At 43.5% G+C, this 22,871-nt stretch carries 13 protein-coding genes, 2 tRNA genes, 3 rRNA genes and 1 pseudogene; 6 read left to right on the forward strand and 13 right to left on the reverse strand.

Annotated elements, in window-relative coordinates; translation table 11 throughout:
* The first annotated feature begins 38 nt into the window (after positions 1-38).
* Positions 39-2,297, forward strand: a complete 2,259-nt coding sequence (locus tag DTA23_RS03985; RefSeq protein WP_083295834.1) for a beta-N-acetylhexosaminidase — start codon at positions 39-41, stop codon at positions 2,295-2,297.
* 354 nt (positions 2,298-2,651) lie between these two features.
* Positions 2,652-5,470 (forward strand): annotated as a pseudogene (gene carB, locus DTA23_RS03990) (carbamoyl-phosphate synthase large subunit).
* Between the two features lie 144 nt (positions 5,471-5,614).
* Here the strand turns inward: carB and DTA23_RS28455 are convergent.
* From DTA23_RS28455 to DTA23_RS27030, 9 genes are all read right to left on the reverse strand, one after another.
* Complete coding sequence (locus tag DTA23_RS28455) at positions 5,615-6,127, reverse strand: formylglycine-generating enzyme family protein (RefSeq protein WP_256602756.1); 513 nt, start codon at positions 6,125-6,127, stop codon at positions 5,615-5,617.
* An 11-nt stretch (positions 6,128-6,138) separates the two neighbouring features.
* Positions 6,139-6,450, reverse strand: a complete 312-nt coding sequence (locus DTA23_RS28460) for a formylglycine-generating enzyme family protein (RefSeq protein WP_256602758.1) — start codon at positions 6,448-6,450, stop codon at positions 6,139-6,141.
* Positions 6,451-6,618: 168 nt separating this feature from the next.
* Complete coding sequence (locus DTA23_RS04000; protein WP_256602759.1) at positions 6,619-8,025, reverse strand: Gfo/Idh/MocA family protein; 1,407 nt, start codon at positions 8,023-8,025, stop codon at positions 6,619-6,621.
* A 711-nt stretch (positions 8,026-8,736) separates the two neighbouring features.
* Positions 8,737-8,848, reverse strand: a 5S ribosomal RNA gene (gene rrf, locus DTA23_RS04005).
* Positions 8,849-8,977: 129 nt separating this feature from the next.
* Positions 8,978-11,859, reverse strand: a 23S ribosomal RNA gene (locus DTA23_RS04010).
* A 231-nt stretch (positions 11,860-12,090) separates the two neighbouring features.
* Positions 12,091-12,164: transfer RNA gene (locus tag DTA23_RS04015), tRNA-Ala, on the reverse strand.
* Positions 12,165-12,175: 11 nt separating this feature from the next.
* A tRNA-Ile gene (locus DTA23_RS04020) sits at positions 12,176-12,249 on the reverse strand.
* Positions 12,250-12,372: 123 nt separating this feature from the next.
* Positions 12,373-13,902 (reverse strand): 16S ribosomal RNA (locus DTA23_RS04025).
* Together the 16S, 23S and 5S rRNA genes with 2 tRNA genes alongside form the textbook arrangement of a ribosomal RNA operon.
* Positions 13,903-14,021: 119 nt before the next feature.
* Positions 14,022-14,234, reverse strand: coding sequence for a hypothetical protein (locus DTA23_RS27030; RefSeq protein ID WP_112373881.1), 213 nt, complete (start codon positions 14,232-14,234; stop codon positions 14,022-14,024).
* Positions 14,235-14,385: 151 nt separating this feature from the next.
* Between DTA23_RS27030 and DTA23_RS04035 the strand changes: the two genes are divergently transcribed.
* Positions 14,386-14,619, forward strand: a complete 234-nt coding sequence (locus DTA23_RS04035; protein WP_146753004.1) for a hypothetical protein — start codon at positions 14,386-14,388, stop codon at positions 14,617-14,619.
* A 974-nt stretch (positions 14,620-15,593) separates the two neighbouring features.
* Here DTA23_RS04035 and DTA23_RS04040 read toward each other — a convergent pair.
* Positions 15,594-16,766, reverse strand: a complete 1,173-nt coding sequence (locus tag DTA23_RS04040) for an acyl-CoA dehydrogenase family protein (protein ID WP_112373883.1) — start codon at positions 16,764-16,766, stop codon at positions 15,594-15,596.
* Positions 16,767-16,891: 125 nt separating this feature from the next.
* On the opposite strand from DTA23_RS04040, the gene amaB reads away from it, so the two are divergent.
* Both amaB and lat read left to right on the forward strand, forming a co-directional pair.
* A complete protein-coding gene (amaB, locus tag DTA23_RS04045; protein ID WP_070562035.1) occupies positions 16,892-18,421 on the forward strand; it encodes an L-piperidine-6-carboxylate dehydrogenase in 1,530 nt (509 codons plus the stop codon).
* 19 nt (positions 18,422-18,440) lie between these two features.
* Complete coding sequence (lat, locus tag DTA23_RS04050) at positions 18,441-19,730, forward strand: L-lysine 6-transaminase (protein ID WP_070562033.1); 1,290 nt, start codon at positions 18,441-18,443, stop codon at positions 19,728-19,730.
* 59 nt (positions 19,731-19,789) lie between these two features.
* Here lat and DTA23_RS04055 read toward each other — a convergent pair whose 3' ends face one another.
* The 3 genes from DTA23_RS04055 to DTA23_RS04065 all read right to left on the reverse strand — a co-directional run bounded on the left by DTA23_RS04055 (position 19,790) and on the right by DTA23_RS04065 (position 22,137).
* On the reverse strand, positions 19,790-20,557 hold the full coding sequence (locus DTA23_RS04055) for a suppressor of fused domain protein (protein WP_070562050.1): 768 nt from the start codon (positions 20,555-20,557) through the stop codon (positions 19,790-19,792).
* 77 nt (positions 20,558-20,634) lie between these two features.
* Positions 20,635-21,084, reverse strand: a complete 450-nt coding sequence (locus tag DTA23_RS04060; protein ID WP_083295803.1) for an energy transducer TonB — start codon at positions 21,082-21,084, stop codon at positions 20,635-20,637.
* Positions 21,085-21,153: 69 nt separating this feature from the next.
* The gene (locus tag DTA23_RS04065) at positions 21,154-22,137 is read right to left on the reverse strand and encodes a hypothetical protein (protein WP_112373884.1); all 984 of its coding nucleotides are present in this window, start codon (positions 22,135-22,137) and stop codon (positions 21,154-21,156) included.
* A 224-nt stretch (positions 22,138-22,361) separates the two neighbouring features.
* Between DTA23_RS04065 and DTA23_RS04075 the strand changes: the two genes are divergently transcribed.
* On the forward strand, positions 22,362-22,868 hold the full coding sequence (locus DTA23_RS04075; RefSeq protein ID WP_112373885.1) for a GbsR/MarR family transcriptional regulator: 507 nt from the start codon (positions 22,362-22,364) through the stop codon (positions 22,866-22,868).
* Positions 22,869-22,871 lie beyond the last annotated feature (3 nt).

Here is a 22,871-nt window from a genome sequence, read left to right on the forward strand (position 1 = left end):
ATATTTGTGTTGATTATCATTAATCTAATAACAAAACTATGCGACTGAGCCGATCTTTATCCATGTTGTTACTTGGGGGTGCAACCATTTTTACAGCACAAGCCCAAACCAACTTTGACATTATACCCAAACCTTCGAAAATCACCTTGGCTACTGGAACATACGCTATCCCTGCACATCTTCAGGTTATTGTTTCAGATGAATTTCAGGAGGCGACACAGTTACTTACTGAACACCCCGCCATCAAAAGCCTCACTGTCGAAGTACTCAAGAAAAATAAAAAAGGCCCTAAAGAAGGCTTTCGCATTATTAAAGCTGTCGATGCAGATAATCTGAGTAAGAACGCCTATTCCATTCAAATCGATGAAAAAGGCCTGCTACTCAGGGCTTGGAATGTACCTCAGGTGATCAATGGGATTTACACGCTGGTTCAATTAGGCTATCTACAAGCCGATCCAAGTAAAGTAGCCTATGCGACTATAGTCGATGAGCCTCGCTTTGCCTATCGTGGCTTACACCTGGATGTATCGCGTCATTTTATGCCACTATCCTTTGTAAAAAAGTATATCGACATCATGGCCATCTATAAGTTCAATAACTTTCATTGGCATTTAACCGACGGAGCGGGGTGGCGACTGGAGATTAAAAAGTACCCAGAGTTAACACAAAAAGCGGCCTGGCGAACACATACGAGCTGGAAAGATTGGTGGAACAATGGTCGTCAGTATGTAGAAAAAGGTACGCCAAATGCCAGCGGTGGATTCTATACACAGGAAGAGGCCCGCGAATTGGTCGATTATGCTGCCCGCAAAGGAATCAATGTTATTCCCGAAATAGAAATGCCCGGACATTCGGAAGAAGTATTGGCCGTATATCCCGAACTCTCATGTTCCGGAAAGCCCTATAGTCAGGGAGAATTCTGCATCGGTAATGAAAAAACCTTTGAATTTCTAAAAAATGTTTTGGATGAAGTCCTCACAATATTCCCTTCCCAGTACATTCATATCGGCGGTGACGAAGCTGAGAAAAAGCATTGGGAAACCTGTCCAAAAGATCAGGCACTCATGCAGAAAGAAGGACTGAAATCTGTCGACGAACTGCAGAGCTATGCCATCAGACAAATGGATCAATACCTGCAATCTAAGGGTAGAAAACTGATCGGTTGGGACGAAATCCTACAAGGGGGACTTACCGAAGGAGCTACCGTCATGAGCTGGCGCGGTGAAGATGGCGGCATAAAGGCCGCAAATGCAGGCCATGATGTCATCATGACTCCCGGTTCACACCTCTATTTTGATTCTTATCAGACAGACCCTCGGACACAGCCTGAGGCCATCGGCGGTTACCTGACACTGGATAAGGTGTATTCATATGATCCTATTCCAGCGGCCATTCAAGGAGATAAAGCCAAGCATATTCTCGGAGCACAAGCGAATATATGGACAGAATATGTTCCTACCACCGAACACCTTGAGTATATGGTATTCCCACGTGCATTGGCTTTAGCAGAGGTCAATTGGACCAATAAAGATGGGAAAAGTTGGACTGACTTTGAGCGAAGACTGCAATCTCATTATAAGCTTTTACAAGATCTGAACGTCAATTATTACCGTCCTTCCTTTAATGTCGCTTATACGGCCACCTACAATGCAGCTAAAAACAACAATAAAATTATGCTGACAACCGAGCAACTAAAAACAGATCAGATCCGATATACCATTGATGGCAGTGAGCCTACAATCCAGTCTACGCCGTATACCGGACCATTTGAACTCAGCTCGACAGGCCATATCAATGCGGCTTATTTTCTAGATTCTATCAAAATTGGTCCAACCCTATCCTTTGATATTGACATTCATCGCGCTATCGGAAAAAAAGTAGCGTACAACACAGCATGGTCGGGATATCCAGCACAAAAAGATTCTACCTTAACAAATGGAATCATGGGTGGGCTTTCCTATCACGATGGCCAATGGCAAGGATTCACCAGTCCGATTGATGTGGTCGTGGATATGGAACGTAGAGAAGAAATACACCAGGTAGCCATGAATTTTATGCAGATAATTGGCCCAGGCGTTTACATGCCCGGAGAAATGGAAGTCCTGCTTTCGGATAATGGCCGTACCTTCAGATCGGTAGGAACAATCAAAAATGATATATCCGATAAAGAGTCCAAGTTGACTTTCAAAAGGTTTGAACTCAAACTTGACAAAGCACAGCAGGCGCGTTATATAAAGATCAAAGCCAGCAATCCTAAAAAAGGTTATTTGTTTACAGACGAAATCATCGTTTATTAAACACATCTGGACAGTTTTCTAAACCTGCATGTTTTATTGACTTGTGGTTTCTCATTAAAGCATCAATGAGTTCAAAACTCACTGTTATCGGAAAACAACAACCTTCATGATTTCACAGCACCAATAGCTCTAAAATCATGAAGGTTCTATACTCGTTTTTGTTTTTCAGGACTACTTTTCCAACAAACGGCATTTAATTTTGAAATATTATTAAAATAAATACTTAATTTTCAAAATTTAAAATGTAACTTTGCACTCCGACAAAGCAGTCGGAATGACCCTTCCCCATGAGCTATTTTTGATTGTCTTTGCTCAGATTTACAATAGGAAATTTAATTTTTTGAACTAGATATAATGCCAAGAAACACTTCCATTAAGTCGGTTTTAATCATCGGATCAGGTCCCATCGTTATCGGTCAAGCTTGTGAATTTGATTATTCTGGATCTCAAGCATCCCTTTCATTGAAAGAAGAAGGTATTGAAGTATCCATCATCAACTCAAACCCTGCAACAATCATGACGGACAAAGTTGTTGCGGACAATGTCTACTTACTTCCATTAACTTGCGAAAGTATTGAAGAGATTTTGCAAAAACACAACATTGACGCTGTACTTCCTACCATGGGTGGTCAAACGGCTTTGAACTTATGTATCGAAGCTTCCAACCTAGGCCTTTGGGAAAAATACAATGTAAAAGTTATCGGTGTTGATGTTGCTGCCATTGAAAAAACTGAAAACCGCGAAGAATTCCGTCAATTAATGGTTGATATCGGTGTGGGCGTTGCAACATCCAAAATTGCAAACTCATTCCTTGAAGGTAAAGAAGCGGCACAAGAGATTGGCTATCCGCTTGTTATACGTCCATCTTATACCCTTGCAGGTACAGGAGGTGGGTTTGTTCACAGAAAAGAAGATTTTGACGCAGCCTTAAATAGAGGTTTACATGCATCACCAACACATGAAGTTTTGGTTGAACAAGCTGTATTGGGCTGGAAAGAATTTGAGTTGGAATTACTTCGCGATACCAATGACAATGTTATCATCATCTGTACTATTGAAAACTTTGATCCAATGGGTATCCACACTGGAGACTCGATCACCGTTGCACCAGGCATGACATTATCAGACAAATGTTATCAAGATATGCGTAATCAGGCTATCCTAATGATGCGTTCAATTGGTACATTTGCGGGTGGTTGTAACGTTCAGTTCTCTGTAAACCCAGAAAACGAAGAGATCATCGCCATCGAAATCAATCCACGTGTATCACGCTCTTCCGCTTTAGCATCGAAAGCAACGGGTTATCCAATTGCGAAGATTGCAGCTAAACTGGCGATCGGTTACAACTTAGATGAATTACAAAATCAGATCACCAAGACAACATCCGCATATTTTGAACCAACATTGGATTATGTGATTGTTAAGATTCCTCGTTTCAACTTCGATAAATTCAAAGGAGCAAACAAAGAATTAGGTCTACAAATGAAAGCGGTAGGTGAAGTTATGGCAATCGGCCGTACATTTATCGAAGCTTTACAGAAAGCATGTCAATCCTTGGAGACTGGCCGCGCTGGTTTAGGTGCTGATGGTCGTCAATGGAGAAACCTTGACGAAATCATGGATAGTCTCGAACATCCAAGTGGTGACCGCTTATTCCATATCAAAGATGCTTTCGAATTAGGCGTTCCTTTGGAATCGATCCGTAAGGCAACACGTATCGACAAATGGTTCTTGGTACAGATCCAAGAGTTGGTACACCTTGAGCAAGAATTACGTCGTTATCAATTGAATAATATTCCACGCGACTTCTTCATGACCTTAAAACAAAAAGGTTATTCAGATGTACAAATCGCATGGTTATTAGGAAATGTAACCGAGGATCAAGTGTACGATCGTCGTAAGGAGTTAGGCATCAACCGTGTTTACAAAATGGTCGATACTTGTGCTGCAGAATTCCCGGCACAAACACCTTATTACTATTCGACATTCGAAGAAGAGAACGAATCCATCTCTTCAGATAGAAAGAAAATCATCGTTTTAGGTTCTGGTCCAAACCGTATCGGTCAAGGTATCGAGTTCGACTACTCTTGTGTACATGGTTTATTAGCCGCTAAAGAATGTGGTTACGAAGCGATTATGGTTAACTGTAACCCGGAGACTGTATCGACAGACTTCAATATGGCTGACAAATTATACTTCGAGCCCGTATTCTGGGAGCACGTACGTGAGATCATCGAATTAGAAAAACCCGAAGGTGTTATCGTTCAGTTGGGTGGACAAACGGCTCTTAAAATGGCTGAGCGTCTAGAGCAACTTGGCGTAAAAATTATCGGTACTTCATTTGAGAATATGGACTTGGCAGAAGACCGTGGCCGTTTCTCCGATCTATTGAAAGAACTGGAAATTCCATATCCAAGATACGGTGTAGCAACTTCAGCAGAAGAAGCATTACAAGTTGCAAACGAAGTTGGCTATCCAGTATTGGTGCGTCCTTCTTACGTATTGGGCGGACAAGGAATGAGTATTGTCATCAATGACGAAGATTTAGAAAAAGCTGTCGTTAACTTGTTGAAGAATCTTCCTGGAAATCATATTCTGATTGACCACTTCCTGGATCGTGCAGAAGAAGCTGAATCAGATTCAATCTGTGATGGTGAAGATGTACACATCATTGGTATGATGGAACACATCGAGCCTGCAGGTATCCACTCGGGTGACTCATCGGCGGTATTGCCTCCATTTGGTCTATCACAAGCTGTTCAGGACAAAATGGAAGAATACTCTATTAAATTGGCAAAAGCGTTGAACGTAAGAGGTCTATTAAACATCCAGTTTGCTGTCAAAGGTGAAAATGTATATGTAATCGAGGCTAATCCACGTGCATCACGTACAGTTCCTTTCATCGCTAAAGCTTATGATGTTCCTTACATCAATATTGCAACTAAAGTCATGTTGGGCGTCAATAAATTGAAAGACTTTACAATCGAACGTAAACTGAAAGGATACGCGATTAAAGAACCTGTATTCTCTTTCAATAAATTCCCTGAAGTAGACAAGCAATTAGGCCCTGAGATGAAATCAACTGGTGAAGCAATTCGCTTTATCAAAGATCTACAAATCCTTATTTCAGAGAATTGTACAATCAAAAATCAATGTTTTTGAATGCACAATAAGGCATATCAATAAAATAGAAAAGGCTTGCACATGCAAGCCTTTTCTATTTTATATCTTTTACACAGCGAAATCCAACATTATTTGTAGGACTGTTGACCTCTCCTTTTCCTCTGCTTCCGGCTTTATACCTTTCGCAATATTGATCATTGCAAAGAAATGACCTCCCCGTGAACGCGTTTTTCAAGATTTGGTTCCTGTGGATCATAAGAATCTTGTGGTCCTTTGGGATTAGCAGCTGTACTATGCTGATAATAGTCAGGTCTATAAAAATCAGCACACCATTCCCACACATTCCCTTCCATATCATACAGTCCCAACGCATTTGCCTGAAATGATTTTACAGGTGCTGTCCCCTCAAATCCATCTTCTTTTGAATCTTGTACCGGAAACTTTCCCTGGTAAATATTTGCGGTCCATTTACCATTAGGCTTCAAGTCTTGGCCCCAATAATACAAATCGTCGTTTGCATCTTTACGTCCTCTAGCCGCATATTCCCATTCCGCTTCTGTAGGTAATCGCTTGCCTGCCCATTCCGCATAAGCTGCAGCATCTTCATAGGTAACCTGAACAACAGGATAATTCATTTTGTCCTTTATCGAGCTATTCGGCCCCTCGGGATGTTGCCAGTTTGCACCAGGGACATACTCCCACCACATCAGGTAATTATTTAATGAATTAAGTTCTTTGGGCTTAGAGAACACAGCCGATCCCGGACTAACATCTTGGGATCCACTCCCGGAAAATCTTTCGGATCAAGCTCTCGCTCAGCAACAGTTACATAACCCGTCTCCTTTACAAACTGCGCAAACTGTGCATTTGTGACCTCATGTTCATCCATATAAAATGAATTTAGTTCAACCTGATGTAGGGGCTTACTATCTTCAAAATTTGAACTTCCCATTAGAAATTTGCCCCCTTCGACCAATATCATTTTGTCCGCATTCTTGCTTTTTAGCTGGGCAATTTGGGATTTTATCATACCAGCGCGAGTAGGTATATTTTCCCCAACACAACAGGAAAGTGTATCCTTGGTGGAAAATAACGATAAACAGGTAATTAGAGTCAGATTGAATAACATAATTAAAGATAAACATAAAAGGGGAACAATAAAAAGTTCCCCTTCAATAAGTCATTTTATATAGGAGGGCTATACGCCCAATTGTATATTTTCTTTTTTCGCTGATCTCGAACGGATAGGCGTATTTCCGCCACCTTTTAACGTGATTTCTACCGGCGTATTATTTTTCCATGCACCTTTTGTGAAATCCGGTACATCAACTGTTTTACAGTTCTTTTCGACAGATTCGAAACTCAACGGTACGATACAGCTCCATGAAGCAGCGTCATAGACATCCTGATCCAAAGGTAATCCATTGCGCAAACAATCAATTAGACGCCAGTCCATCATAAAATCCATCCCACCGTGTCCACCGACCTGCTTTGCCTGCTCACCAATATATTTTACCAATTCTGGGGTGTATTTATCATACAGTTCCTTCAATTTCTGTTCTGTAATGAATTCATGACCAAAAGCAATATTCTCCGTAGGGTACTTTTGTGCAAACCCTTTGGTACCACTCAGTGTATGTAGCCTAGAATAAGGTCTAGGAGAAGTAACATCATGCTGCAACATAATCGTTTTCCCTTTGGCCGTACGGATAAGCGTTGTATTCATATTACCACGGTATTTCTTTCCTACAAATTCCTGAAAAAAAGAATCCTTAGCGGCTAACTCTTTCGCTTTTTCTCCCATCATAAAATCACTGGAAGACACCGCCACAAGATGATCCATTTTATCCCCTCTATTGATATTTAAGCATTTGTGCCACAGGTCCAGTCCATGTGTAGGGTACAGATTTCCATTTAGTTTTATATTTTCTCTTAGGCGCCACATGTTATCATAGCCATTTTTTGCAAAGTTAAGATCAAGCAAATCGTGAATATAAGCACCTTCAGCGTGAACGAGCTCGCCAAACAATCCTTGGCGCACCATATTCAATGTCAGCATTTCGAAGAAATCATAACAGCAGTTCTCCAGCATCATACAATGCTTTTTAGTTGCCTCGGATGTTTTTACCACCTCCCAACAATCCTTGATTGTCAAAGCGATCGGGACTTCACAAGCCACGTGATTACCCGCTTTCATCGCCGCAATACTCATCGGAGTATGATAATCCCAAGGCGTACAAATATAGACCAGATCAAGCTTCTCTTCTTTCAACAAGGATTTCCAGCCATCTTCACCTGAATACGCTTTAGGAGCTGCTAGACCTTTCGATGTAACAATTTTTGTTGCGCGCTCCACCCGGTCTGGATGCTTGTCACAAAGTGCGACAATTTCGCATCCCTCAATAAAGGACAAGCGTTCAACAGCACCAGGACCGCGCATACCCAATCCTATCACCGCTACTCTGACTTTATCGATTTTTGGAGCTGCATATCCAGACATATTAAACGACGCGGCTGCCGTATTGGCATTGACCAGAGTAGGGAGTGAAACAGCCAGCGATGACAATATTCCGGCTTTTTTAAGAAAATCTCTTCTAGAATCCATAATTTAAAGTTCATATAAATTTAAAGGGACCAATTGGTCCCTCTAAAAAATCACCTATTTTAAAACAAACTAAACAGTCAATAGAAAAAATCCTTTTGGATCGGATTTTATAGTTGGTTCTATTTAAAGAACTTAATCTCTATAACAATAATATAACACTTTTTTCTAAATAAAAAATGAAACTTGAAAGCAATCGTTTGCTTAATCTACACAAACGATTGCTTAAATTTTTATCTTCGTTGTTTTTCAATCGATATTCTGCAGCCACAGAGTTTTTAATAATGAAATTCCGAGTAGAATAATGGCATTGCTACAATATAATCCAGCAATGATTACTAATGAATGCCGAGCTGCATTTGTTATCGTTAAGCAATTGTAACTTCACAGAGGCCTAGCTAGAAGTATAATGTTATCGGGTTCCTGATCGGGATATGTAGATGAGAAATAGTATGTGGATACAATGATATCTGCCTTATTAAGCTTAATAATAGTGTAGAATGACCGTATAACATATGAATTTTATAGCAAGAACTATAGCCACTCACTGTATAATTCGCAACAGTTGGATAGCCTATAAGGAAAGTAAACTCAAGCAACGTACTGCGATAACCAATAGGCGGAGGATATGCAATAGCATTGTACGGGGAAGTACAGGCAGGTAGCTAAACGAAAGAAGCCCTTGACTGTTTCCAGCAAGGGCTTCCGTGTAAAAAAAGGCACCGACCTACTCTCCCACCTGTTACGGCAATACCATCGGCTCTGGCGGGCTTGACTGCTCTGTTCGGAATGGGAAGAGGTAGACACCGCCGATATAGGCACCTAAAAATCTTTATTGGTCTGGTTCCTTTTAGGAGCATCAGGCCAACTGACATATATATTGAAAGAGTTTTGTTTCTGTTTTGTTTCTGTTTCGTTTCTAAAAATTAAAGAGGAAGACAACAGTGTTATCTGCTTGAGAAAGCTTCGGGCTATTAGTACCACTTGGCTTTGGTCTCTCAACCTTTACACCTATGGCCTATCAACGTAGTCATCTTCTACGACCCTATAAGGAAGTCTCATCTCGTGGCTAGTTTCGCACTTAGATGCTTTCAGCGCTTATCTATTCCAGACGTAGCTACCCTGCCGTACACCTGGCGGCATAACAGGTTCACCAGAGGTCTGTCCAACCCGGTCCTCTCGTACTAAGGTCAGATCCACTCAAACTTCCAACGCCCACAACAGATAGGGACCGAACTGTCTCGCGACGTTCTGAACCCAGCTCGCGTGCCACTTTAATGGGCGAACAGCCCAACCCTTGGGACCTTCTCCAGCCCCAGGATGTGACGAGCCGACATCGAGGTGCCAAACCTCCCCGTCGATATGAGCTCTTGGGGGAGATCAGCCTGTTATCCCCAGCGTACCTTTTATCCTTTGAGCGATGGCCCTTCCATACAGAACCACCGGATCACTATGTCCGTCTTTCGACCCTGTTCGACTTGTCGGTCTCACAGTCAAGCAAGCTTATGCCATTGCACTCCACGTACGGTTACCAAGCGTACTGAGCTTACCTTTGAAAGCCTCCGTTACCTTTTTGGAGGCGACCACCCCAGTCAAACTACCCACCAAACAATGTCCTCGACATCGCCGAGTTAGAAACCGAATACAGAAAGGGCGGTATTTCAAGGTTGATTCCATGACTCCTGGCGAAGCCACTTCAACATCTCCCGCCTATCCTACACATCCTGTACCCAATCTCAATGTTAAGCTATAGTGAAGGTGCATGGGGTCTTTCCGTCCCGTTGCGGGTAATCGGCGTCTTCACCGATACCACAATTTCACCGAGCTCATGGCTGAGACAGCGCCCAGATCGTTACACCATTCGTGCAGGTCGGAACTTACCCGACAAGGAATTTCGCTACCTTAGGACCGTTATAGTTACGGCCGCCGTTTACTGGGGCTTCGATTCAATGCTTCTCTTGCGATGACATCCCCTCTTAACCTTCCAGCACCGGGCAGGTGTCAGGCCTTATACTTCATCTTGCGATTTTGCAAAGCCATATGTTTTTGTTAAACAGTCGCCTGGGCCTTTTCACTGCGGCTGCTCTTTCGAGACAGCGCCCCTTCTCCCGAAGTTACAGGGCCATTTTGCCGAGTTCCTTAGCCATGACTCACTCGAGCACCTTAGGATTCTCTCCTCGACCACCTGTGTCGGTTTGCGGTACGGGTCTTCATAACCTGAAGCTTAGCGGGTTTTCTTGGAAGTCTGTTTACCTGCTCTATCAGCGCCACCGGAGCTTTGCTGTACTATTGGGTTTCAGCAGGGTCGGCGGATTTGCCTACCGTCCCTATACCTACGCCTTTCAACGAACTATTCCGTCAGTTCGCGGCAGTGTCACTACTCCGTCACCACATCGCAGTTATGAAGAGTACTGGAATATTAACCAGTTGTCCATCGGCTTGCCCCCTTCGGGTGCGCCTTAGGTCCCGACTGACCCTGATCCGATTAACGTTGATCAGGAAACCTTGGTCTTTCGGTGGGCGGGTTTCTCACCCGCCTTATCGTTACTTATGCCTACATTTGCTTTTCCATAACCTCCACACAGCATTACCACTGTGCTTCCCCGGCGATGGAATGCTCCCCTACCAGATGCATATCTTTCAATGCAAATCCATAGCTTCGGTACCGTTCTTGATGCCCGTTTATTATCCACGCCCGGCCGCTCGACTAGTGAGCTGTTACGCACTCTTTAAATGAATGGCTGCTTCCAAGCCAACATCCTAGCTGTCTGGGCAACCGGACCTCGTTAGTTCAACTTAGAACGAATTTGGGGACCTTAGCTGATGGTCTGGGTTCTTTCCCTCTCGGCCTTGGACCTTAGCACCCAAAGCCTCACTGCCGGCTATATTTGATAGCATTCGGAGTTCGTCTGGATTTGGTAGGATTTGACTCCCCCGCACCCAATCGGTAGCTCTACCTCTATCAAACTCTACGCCGACGCTGTTCCTAAAAACATTTCGGGGAGTACGAGCTATTTCCCAGTTTGATTGGCCTTTCACCCCTACCCTCAGGTCATCCGGAAACTTTTCAACGTTTATCGGTTCGGTCCTCCATTACATGTTACTGCAACTTCAACCTGCCCAAGGGTAGATCACAAGGTTTCGCGTCTACCTCATCTGACTATGCGCCCTATTAAGACTCGCTTTCGCTTCGGCTGCGTCCCTGAAGGACTTAACCTTGCCAGACAAGAGTAACTCGTAGGCTCATTATGCAAAAGGCACGCTGTCACAGGACCTGCCTGCTCCAACCGCTTGTAAGCACACGGTTTCAGGTTCTTTTCACTCCCCTGTTCGGGGTTCTTTTCACCTTTCCCTCACGGTACTGGTTCACTATCGGTCTCTCAGGAGTATTTAGCCTTACCAGATGGTGCTGGTGGATTCCCACAGGATTTCTCCGGTCCCGCGGTACTCAGGATACCACTATGTCAACATTCTTTACCTGTACGGGGCTCTCACCCTTGTCGCGCAGTTTCCCACCTGCTTCCAGTTCATAGCGCTGTACAATGTCGTGGTCCTACAACCCCGTCTATGCCGTAACATAAACGGTTTGGGCTCTTTCCCGTTCGCTCGCCACTACTTGGGAAATCATTGTTATTTTCTTCTCCTACGCCTACTTAGATGTTTCAGTTCAGCGCGTTCGCGTTTTATACGACTATTCTTCAAATAGTCAGGTTGCCCCATTCGGAAATCTACGGATCGGTTCGCATTTGCCAATCCCCGTAGCTTATCGCAGCTTATCACGTCCTTCTTCGCCTCTGAGAGCCTAGGCATCCCCCGTGTGCCCTTATTTACTTTCTTCACCGGCATAGCCTTTTGCTACTATGCGGCTGCTTTTGATATATATACCCATATGCTACGCAGAGATTCGTTCGGCATTCACCGAGGGTCTCCTCTCTACATCAAACACATACACGTATTGTCTCTATACTGTTGTCTTCTCTTGTAATTTTTTTTCTCTTTCAATATGTCAAAGAACTCTTTTTCCGGTTTGTTTCTTCGGAGCATCTGTCGATGTTCCTCCCGGAGATGTGGAGAATAACGGATTCGAACCGTTGACCCCCTGCGTGCAAGGCAGGTGCTCTAGCCAGCTGAGCTAATTCCCCTTAACTTTTCGTAGTCCCGAGCAGATTTGAACTGCTGACCCCTACATTATCAGTGTAGTGCTCTAACCAACTGAGCTACGGGACTAGCTATTTCCTGTTCATCTATCTCTCTCGGTCCTGCTCCTTTCGGGGCGGGCACTTTCTTCTGATGTTTTTCTTCTTTTGCAATCATATGTAACGTGACGAGCACCGATCTTCGATACTCTAGAAAGGAGGTATTCCAGCCGCACCTTCCGGTACGGCTACCTTGTTACGACTTAGCCCCAATTATCGGTTTTACCCTAACACGCTCCTTGCGGTAACATGCTTTAGGTACCCCCAACTTTCATGGCTTGACGGGCGGTGTGTACAAGGCCCGGGAACGTATTCACCGCGTCATTGCTGATACGCGATTACTAGCGAATCCAACTTCATGGGGTCGAGTTGCAGACCCCAATCCGAACTGTGAATGGCTTTTAGAGATTAGCATCATATTGCTATGTAGCTGCCCGCTGTACCATCCATTGTAGCACGTGTGTAGCCCCGGACGTAAGGGCCATGATGACTTGACGTCGTCCCCACCTTCCTCGCTGTTTGCACAGGCAGTCTGTTTAGAGTCCCCACCATGACATGCTGGCAACTAAACATAGGGGTTGCGCTCGTTGCGGGACTTAACCCAACACCTCACGGCACGAGCTGACGACAGCCATGCAGCACCTAGTTTCGTGTCCCGAAGGACGAGTGCGTCTCTGCACTCTTCACTAACTTTCAAGCCCGGGTAAGGTTCCTCGCGTATCATCGAATTAAACCACATGCTCCTCCGCTTGTGCGGGCCCCCGTCAATTCCTTTGAGTTTCACCCTTGCGGGCGTACTCCCCAGGTGGATAACTTAACGCTTTCGCTGGGACGCTGGCTGTCTATCGCCAACATCGAGTTATCATCGTTTAGGGCGTGGACTACCAGGGTATCTAATCCTGTTCGATCCCCACGCTTTCGTGCATCAGCGTCAATACCAGCTTAGTGAGCTGCCTTCGCAATCGGAGTTCTAAGACATATCTATGCATTTCACCGCTACTTGTCTTATTCCGCCCACTTCAAATGGATTCAAGCCCATCAGTATCAAAGGCACTGCGATGGTTGAGCCACCGTATTTCACCCCTGACTTAATAGGCCGCCTACGCACCCTTTAAACCCAATAAATCCGGATAACGCTCGGATCCTCCGTATTACCGCGGCTGCTGGCACGGAGTTAGCCGATCCTTATTCTTCCAGTACATTCAGCTAAATACACGTATTTAGGTTTATTCCTGGACAAAAGCAGTTTACAACCCATAGGGCAGTCGTCCTGCACGCGGCATGGCTGGTTCAGGCTTCCGCCCATTGACCAATATTCCTTACTGCTGCCTCCCGTAGGAGTCTGGTCCGTGTCTCAGTACCAGTGTGGGGGATTCTCCTCTCAGAGCCCCTAGACATCGTCGCCTTGGTAGGCCGTTACCCTACCAACTAGCTAATGTCACGCGAGCCCATCTCTATCCTATAAATATTTAATCAACCGAACATGCGAACTGTTGATGTTATGCGGTGTTAATCTCTCTTTCGAGAGGCTATCCCCCTGATAGAGGTAGGTTGCTCACGCGTTACGCACCCGTGCGCCACTCTCACCATCTTCGAGCAAGCTCTCCGATGGATCCCGTCCGACTTGCATGTATTAGGCCTGCCGCTAGCGTTCATCCTGAGCCAGGATCAAACTCTCCATTGTAAAATGAAGTTTTTGATTCCAACTATTTATAATAATCAGAATTCTTTTTTTATATCTCTGATCTTGGATCGAATTGAACAATTACTTGAATTTGTTCATGACTTTCGACTTTCGTCTGTCTACTCGTCACGCTTACATGATTGTGTTTTCTTAAAGAACTTTGTCGCTTCAACTTCCGTATCCGCTATATTCCGATAGGCATTGCGCCCCTCTTTATCGTTTTGTTTTTCCCTTCGTTTCCGTTGGGACTGCAAAGGTAGAAATCTTTTTTGAACTTCCAAAAACTTTCTGAAGTTTTTTTTCTTTTCTCTTTTTCCGATTTCCGCGCTCAACTCTCGTTAAACCCTTCTTTTTTTTCATGGTTTCTTCCTGCGAAGTAACCGTCCCTCCCTTGCGGAGTGGTGCAAAGATAGGGAGTTTACAAACAAACTTCCAAGCCTTTTGTTCTTATTTATTTCATTTTCCCCTTAACTGCCTGTAACGGTGCGAGATTCTTTTTGTAAAACAGGTGATCGCAGGGCTGGGATGGTTGATTCCGCAGCGGAATGGGACTGGGAACCGGACTTTGGTGCGGGCTTTACAGGGAAAGAGGGATGGACATTGTATTGTTCGATCTGTTTCCGCCTAAACTCAGGAAACACTTTGGTAGCCCTCTTGGCTCAATGCCCAATTGAAGATGGTGTACACTGGCGCAGCCGATGGACGGACGGATATTGATAAGGCCAGAAAGATCGCAGCGGAAAGAAACCGCAAAGCAGGATATAACAGGGGACGGACGGATACCGTACTTTCTTATCTGTTTACTTAGGTTTAGTTTAGGTTTTAGTTAGGTTTTGTTTAGGTATAGTATAGGTTAGAGCTAAACAAAACCTAACTTATTGCTAAGCTAAATATAAACAAAAGCTAACCTAAGGAATAAGAAGCCCTCAACTTTTCTTTATTTATTGGGGAAGCATGGCTCATTTAGGGCAAACTAGGGTTCCGCCTCGTGGACAGGGCTCCGGCTGCTGCGCAGGGCTTGCGGGAACCTTCGGCTCCCATCTCAACCTGCTTCGTACCATGCTCGGGGCAGATTTGCCCTGCAACCGTGTTCTGTCCGTGTTGAGTCCGAGTCTAAGCCCGCACTCACCCCGCTGCCAACACGGGCAAATGACGCTCCGAACGCGACCATACCCCCTGGATGCCCCTAAAAAAGGCCAACGCCAATCCGAACCGCAGCCGAAAAACTCCGCAGCGACGCTGCAACACGAAAACAACTCGGAAAAACACGCTATAAAGAAGGAAAAAACCATTTCGCGGTACTGATTTGCCGTACTGATTTCAAGCATCGGAATTAAATACAATGCTTATGAAGAAGTCAGCCTGTTATCGGCTTGAACGGCGACTGATCATAGCGCTCACATGGAATGACCAAAAGAGAACGATAGAATATACCTACAGGGACAAATGAGGTCTATTGAATCCTTATTACATAATAAGGATTAACACCACATAATTATATAAGTATTAGCGCTAACAAAATTATATAAGTAATAAAATTACATAGGCATTAACATGATGTAGAAGCATCCACGAATCCACACTAATGCAGCAAAATATACACAAACGATGCCACCTCTTATTGACTAAAAATTCAATAAATCATAGCATCGTTTATTACTGTATAAAGCGTGTTCGTACGAAGAAAAAGATCAAGAAAAAGCGTTCAGCCCCGTAATATCTTGTCCTGTGATCAATAAATGAATATCATGCGTCCCTTCATAGGTAACTACAGACTCTAGGTTCATCATATGTCGCATTATTGGGAAGTAACCGACAATCCCCATTCCGCCAAGAATCTGCCTAGATTCACGCGCTATCTGCAGCGCCATATTCACATTGTTCCGCTTTGCCATGGAGATTTGCTGAGGAGTAGCACGCCCCTCATTCTTGAGTACTCCTAAACGCCACGACAGCAACTGCGCCTTGGTAATTTCTGTCAGAAATTCCGCCAGCTTCTTTTGCTGCAATTGAAAACCGGCAATTGGCTTTTCAAACTGATGTCGCTCCAACGCATATTGAACCGCAGTTTCATAACAGTCTATTGCTGCTCCGATCACGCCCCATGAAATTCCATAGCGGGCCGAATTCAAACAGGAAAGTGGGCCACGCATTGAATTTACAGCAGGAAGTATATTTTCCGCAGGGATATAAACATCATGAAAAACCAATTCACCTGTTTTGGAAGCGCGCAACGACCACTTATGCATGGTCTCCGGAGTTTCAAAACCAGCCATTCCGCGCTCAACAATAACTCCCCGTACTTTCCCGGCCTCATCTCGCGCCCAAACGACGGCAATATCACAGATAGGCGAATTTGTAATCCACATCTTTGCTCCATTTAATAAAAAACCAGCTCCTTTTGCCGTCAATTTCGTTTCCATTCCACCCGGATCAGAACCATGATTAGGCTCAGTAAGCCCAAAAGAACCGACCAACTCCCCCGATGCCAACCGCGGTAAATATTTACGACGTTGCTCCTCACTACCAAAGGTATAAATCGGAAACATCACTAAAGAGGATTGCACCGATGCTGCCGAACGAATTGCCGAGTCGCCTGCTTCCAATTCCTGCATAATTAAGCCATAGGAAATCTGATCCAACCCTGCCCCACCATATTCGACAGGAATATAAGGTCCCAAGGCTCCAATTGCCCCCAATTTAGGCATCAAACCCGCAATAGCACGGTGCTCCTGCGCCGCATCTTCAATGAAAGGCTTTATCTCTGTTTTCACAAAATCACGGACAGACTGCCGTATCAGTTTATGTTCTTCGGACAATAAATCGTCCACCTGGTAATAATCGGTATTAATCTGTTTGATCATGATATAGTCTACATTAGCTTATCTAAGATAACGATTATTTTTCACTGAACAATATTCAGAACAAACTTGTCAAAAAAAAATTTATTTCATATATTTAAACTATTCCACGAATAAAATAAACCATTATGATAAAATCAGCGCTTAAAACACTTGGAATATCTTCCCAGAATTTAGGATCATCAACTGGACAGCAATGGTTTTCCGAAGGTAAAGAATTCGAATCCTTTTCACCTGTCGATGGAAAACTCATCGCAAACATAAAAAGTAGCAATCGTAAAGACTATGAAGCAGTCATTAAGCAGGCCGGAGATGCATTTTTACACTGGCGCCTACTGCCTGCTCCAAAAAGAGGAGACATCGTTCGCCAGTTGGGAGACAAGCTACGTGAGCTTAAACCTACTCTCGGAAAATTAGTTTCCTATGAAATGGGAAAATCTTACCAAGAAGGCATGGGTGAAGTCCAAGAGATGATCGATATCTGTGACTTCGCCTTGGGCCTATCCCGTCAATTGTATGGTAATACCATCCATTCGGAACGTCCTGGGCACCGCATGTACGATCAATATCATCCTTTGGGTGTCGTCGGTATTATTACAGCATTTAACTTTCCAGTGGCAGTATGGGCATGGAACACCGCCCTCGCCTTGGTCTGCGGCAACACTGTCGTCTGGAAACCCAGCGAAAAAACACCGTTATGTGCCATAGCCTGCCAAAAATTACTTGCAGAAATCTTACACAACAACGGGCTGCCCGAGGGAATATCCAACCTCATTATGGGCGACAGGGAAGTTGGCGAGTGGCTTTCGGCAGACAACCGCATCGCCTTGATTTCTGCAACAGGATCTACCCGAATGGGAAAAGAAGTCGCCGTTACCGTAGCACAACGCCTTGGTAAAACACTTTTGGAGCTCGGTGGAAACAATGCGATCATCGTTACTCCAGACGCCGACTTAAAAATGACCATTATCGGTGCTGTATTTGGTGCCGTAGGTACAGCCGGACAACGCTGTACAAGTACCCGAAGACTTATTATCCATGAGGACATTTATGACAACGTCAAAAAACAACTGACAAAAGCTTATGGTCAATTAAAAATTGGTGACCCTTTGGACACGAAAAATCATGTGGGACCATTGATCGACAAAGCCGCCGTAAAATCATACTTAAACGCACTGGACAAAATTAAAACACAAGGGGGAAAAATGCTGATCAAGGGAAAGGTCCTTGAAGGCAAAGGGTATGAAAGTGGCTGTTATGTGCAGCCTGTCATTGCCGAAGTTGAAAATCATTATGAAATCGTACAGCATGAGACCTTTGCCCCTATTCTTTACTTAATCAAATACAAAGGGGATATCAGTGCGGCCATAGCACTTCAAAACAGCGTCGCCCAGGGATTGTCTTCTGCCGTTATGACCAACAACCTACGGGAAGCCGAGCTATTTCTCAGTCCTGCTGGCTCTGATTGTGGTATTGCCAACGTCAATATCGGCACATCGGGCGCCGAAATCGGAGGTGCTTTTGGGGGCGAAAAGGAGACTGGCGGAGGCCGGGAGTCTGGATCAGATGCCTGGAAAGCTTATATGCGCCGCCAGACAAATACCATCAATTATACAACTGACCTTCCCTTGGCACAAGGTATCAAATTTGATTTATAAACCATTTACACACAAAACTATGAGCAGCGTACATGAAAGATTAAGCAAACATATATTAGCCGATGGATTTCCTTTGGTTATGGATATGGAGAAATCCCATGGTTCTTATGTCGTGGATGAAAATGGGGATGAATACCTCGATATGTTCAGTATGTTTGCCTCCATGGCCGTGGGTTACAATCATCCACATTTGGTCAAACAACGTGACTTCCTGGGTAAAATGGCCGTCAATAAGCCAGCCATGTCAGATATTTACCCCAAAGAGTTTGCTGATTTTGTCGACACTTTTGATCGCGTAGCCATACCGAAAGAACTCCCCTATGCCTTTTTCATCTCGGGGGGAACACTCGCCGTGGAAAATGCATTAAAAGCTGCCTTCGACTGGAAGACAAGGCTTAATTTTTCACAGGGAATACAAAAGGAAGCCAGCCAGGTCATTCACTTTAGACAGGCTTTTCATGGTAGATCGGGCTATACCTTGTCATTAACGAATACACAAGACCCCAGAAAATACCTTTATTTTCCAAAGTTCAACTGGCCACGCATTACCAATCCTAAATTGAGCTATCCTTTAACAAACGAACATATCGGCCAGACGATTGCTTTGGAGGAAAAAGCTGTCTCAGAAATACGTCAGGCGATCACGGCTAACCCCAACGATATTGCCTGCATTATTATTGAACCGATACAGGGTGAAGGTGGCGACAACCATTTTCGAAAGGAATTTTTCGTACAGCTTCGTCAAATATGTGATGAAAATCAGATCCTCTTAATTTTTGACGAGGTACAGACGGGATTGGGTATTACGGGAAAAATGTGGGCTTACCAACATTATAACGTCATTCCCGATATCATTGCCTTCGGCAAAAAAGCACAAGTCTGCGGTATACTGGCGAGCAAGGAAAAATTTGATCAGGTGGAACATCATGTCTTTCAAGAATCCAGTCGTATCAATTCGACATTTGGTGGCGATTTTATGGATATGCTCCGCTTTAAATTAATTCTTGAAGTCATAGAGCAAGAAAACCTGATTCAAAATGCGGCAGAAAAAGGGCGCTATCTACAAGATAAGCTCCAGGAACTGCTAGCGAAAAAACCGCAGCTGTCCAATTTACGGGGTGAGGGTTTATTCGTTGCAGTGGATTTCGAATCGGAAGCTGCACGGAATGAATTTATCAAGAAAGCCTACGCCAATAAACTGATTATGTTAGGCTGTGGAGAGAAAAGTATCCGTTTTAGACCGCACCTCAATGTGAGCTATGCGGATATCGATAAAACGATAGCAATTATAGAAAAAAGTATTTCCTAAAAAGATATGCAATGCTAAAAGCTCTAAAATAGCCCATCGCATTGCATATTTTTTATAAACTATCTATCTTTACAGACATTGGGACGGTCGATATCGACCAGCTCGGAAATTCCATATTCATCAAACAAGTCTAAGAGTGCATCTGTGCCCTCTTCCAGTTTGTAATCCATCTCTTCTTTATACACGGGAATCATTGCATAAAAATTGATCAGATTACCATCTTTGGTCTTTAACTCCAAAAATTCCTCATCAAAACTTAACATAGGCGGAAGCAGCAACATACAACCGAAACCTGTATTTGCAATATCTTCGGCTTCCATGCCATTGGGAATGGTATGCCCATAGCCCAGCCAGGTTTTGTACTCATGTGGAAACCGCGCTAATCTTTTCAAAAAGTAGACCGGCCAATAATTATTGTCATCCTGAAATTCCTCTTCTCCGATCTTCCAATCAGCGGGCAGCACAACCATTAGCTCTGCGCGCTCATAAGACTCTTTGTTTTCCACTTCATCTGGAACATGCATAGCCAGGTCACTCATGCCCGAAGTAACCAAGATATGGTATGGATAATTTGCACTTGGTTTAATCCAATGAACATCGATATGAACAAGCTCAGAGATTATCTCATGGAACACCATATCGGGTTCGGCAATATATTTGGTCAAATGCTCCTCAATCTCATCCAGATAAACACATTGTACCTCCGGAAATAAGTTTTTTGGATCCTTATCATCAGATTGATCTTCATAACGGTAGACCGTAGAACCTCCGGCAGTAATTTCTGTATCTTTTTTATCAGGCGAAGATTCCTCCGCTCCGCTACTCATAATCTTTTTGACTTTATCCCAAAATGACATATTATCTTATAAATGGTGAAAATTTAAGCTATTCTTTTCTTATCAATTTATTCGATCACAGCAACGACAGGTTGCCTGAATCTTGTTTTAACCGGTTTTCCCTTGACCTGACCAGGCATCCATTGTGGCGACCGGCGCATAGCAGACAACACAGCCTTTGCAAACTCGGGGCTTATCTTATCGGGATTCTCGATTTCAATATTGCAGATCGCCCCATCCTCGCAAACAATAAATTTCAGAATTGCCGTTTGCCGAGATCCGTATTTTGCATAGGCCACACTATCCATTGCCCGGACTGTTCCGGACAGATCCAGATTATTTTGTATAAATTTGGACCAGGCCACCACCCCGCCCTTGAAATAGGGAAAATCATCAACATGCTGTGCGATACTGTCTGCAGGGATATCCCGCTTAGCAATCACTTGTGCACTTGCGGAAGTACACCATACCATAAAAAGTAAAACTGAAAAAAGAGTCTTGAATCCTGTTAAATACATACCCTATCCTATCCATAACCGTACCATTTAACGCTTATTAAGATAATTTATTACTTTAATTCTTTTGGACTAATTGAGCGGCCTAGCAATATCAGTAACAAACTCTCCTGCTTCGTCAACAAGAAAACTAATCGGATGCTCTGGATTTTTAATAATCTCGAACAAGGTCAAACCCCAAGGTTTCCAAAAATTTTCCAAAACTTGGCCATAGGTCTTGTTTTGCCAATGATCAAAGATAGGTTTCATCGACATATCTGCTAATGGCATCGGTTCAACATAGACTTTTTGCGGGGTATTTAAATAGGTATAATCTGGTAAACGATTAAATAAGTAGGCTGAATAAAAATAGCGTGCACACAATTCTTCAAACTGAATGGGATGCAATGTTTTGCCCGCAATAACCTTGAGGATATCTTCGTGATAAATATTGTTTGTGGCATTATCTTGAAGACAGGCGATTACAGCAAAGTCCTTCATGCGGATAGAAAAGATCAAGGTATTGATTTCATCACGATACATAAATGTATCGGGTGCATTCTTAACCGGTACAACAACCAATGAAAATGGGAAGGTATTTTCAAACTCCATCGGTACAACCAGCGACTGCAACATCGCATGGAGATTTGTAAAACGCTGTGCAAGCGCCTGAGAAAAGTTCATATCTTCGCCAGAAGCTTTTTGCTGCCGAATTCCCGCAAGAATTTCATTAAAGATCACCCCATAGATGATTTTTGTCATCCATTGAAACAATAATAAGGGATCCAACTGTTTGACGGCTTCATAACCTTGTTCAAACGACTGTTCTACCACACGTTCCATTTGTTCGATCGCTTCAGCTGCAGTTATGGAACAGGGGAGCTTCAACGATTTATAAGTCACCAGATTCTCATCCAGCATTTTAAAAGGTTTATCTTCCAATTGAAAAGATTTCATCATCCATACAGGAAACACCTGAATGGATTCTTCTTCCGATTGGAGTTTATTTCCTGTTAAAAAACAAATATCTGAATCAAACTGAAATTGTTTGAATGGATTATACAAAGTTGCCGCCATAATGCAGGCAAAGTTAAAACAAATCGAAAAGTCCGCAAGAAAAGCAAATTCTTATTACGATATGGTGACTTGTCTATTTAAACTTATTTTATTTTCAGAAATTTTTGAAAGTTCAAAAACTTTAAATAACTTTAATATAGGCAATCATAAAAAAAGGACGAGAAAGCCGATCGGTTCAATAGTCCGATAAAAACAAATTGAGGTATTGGCAAAATAAAAGCACGATGGAATTACAAGAAGCAAAACAGCAATTTATAGACACCTGGGGGGCATTAGGTTCTGAATGGGGAATCAACAAGTCCGTTGCGCAAGTTCATGCCTTACTCCTCTCGGCAAGCAATCCCATGTCTACAGACGAGATTATGGAAAAGTTGGTGATCTCGCGCGGCAATGCCAATATGAGTATCCGACAATTGATCGATTATGGCATCGTCTACAAAAAGCATATTGCCGGCGACAGAAAAGAATATTTTGTTGCCGAGAAAGAAGTCTTAAAATGGGCCATGAAAATTGCGGTAATGCGTAAGCAAAAAGAACTTGACCCCGTTATGGATATTCTAAAGGATATCAGCCGAAATACAGAGAAGGATCAGACGGCAGAAGGTAAGGAATTCCATAAAACGGTCAAGGACATCCAAAATCTGACGGATCAACTCGAAACTATTGCCAACAAGATTTTCAATACTAGCGGTGGAGATTTATTAATTAAATTGATCAAATTAATGATGTAGCAT

Origin of the sequence: Sphingobacterium multivorum, from assembly GCF_900457465.1 — a bacterium.
Classification (GTDB): Bacteria; Bacteroidota; Bacteroidia; order Sphingobacteriales; family Sphingobacteriaceae; genus Sphingobacterium; species Sphingobacterium multivorum.

Coding starts and splice junctions, on each gene's coding strand:
- DTA23_RS28460 (WP_256602758.1), bottom strand. CDS start 6,450: ATGATAAAATCCCAAATTGCCCAGCTAAAAAGCAAGAATGCGGACAAA.
- DTA23_RS04000 (WP_256602759.1), bottom strand. CDS start 8,025: ATGGATTCTAGAAGAGATTTTCTTAAAAAAGCCGGAATATTGTCATCG.
- DTA23_RS04055 (WP_070562050.1), bottom strand. CDS start 20,557: ATGAGTAGCGGAGCGGAGGAATCTTCGCCTGATAAAAAAGATACAGAA.
- DTA23_RS04075 (WP_112373885.1), top strand. CDS start 22,362: ATGGAATTACAAGAAGCAAAACAGCAATTTATAGACACCTGGGGGGCA.
- amaB (WP_070562035.1), top strand. CDS start 16,892: ATGATAAAATCAGCGCTTAAAACACTTGGAATATCTTCCCAGAATTTA.
- DTA23_RS04060 (WP_083295803.1), bottom strand. CDS start 21,084: ATGTATTTAACAGGATTCAAGACTCTTTTTTCAGTTTTACTTTTTATG.
- DTA23_RS04040 (WP_112373883.1), bottom strand. CDS start 16,766: ATGATCAAACAGATTAATACCGATTATTACCAGGTGGACGATTTATTG.
- DTA23_RS28455 (WP_256602756.1), bottom strand. CDS start 6,127: ATGTGGTGGGAGTATGTCCCTGGTGCAAACTGGCAACATCCCGAGGGG.
- DTA23_RS03985 (WP_083295834.1), top strand. CDS start 39: ATGCGACTGAGCCGATCTTTATCCATGTTGTTACTTGGGGGTGCAACC.
- lat (WP_070562033.1), top strand. CDS start 18,441: ATGAGCAGCGTACATGAAAGATTAAGCAAACATATATTAGCCGATGGA.
- DTA23_RS04065 (WP_112373884.1), bottom strand. CDS start 22,137: ATGGCGGCAACTTTGTATAATCCATTCAAACAATTTCAGTTTGATTCA.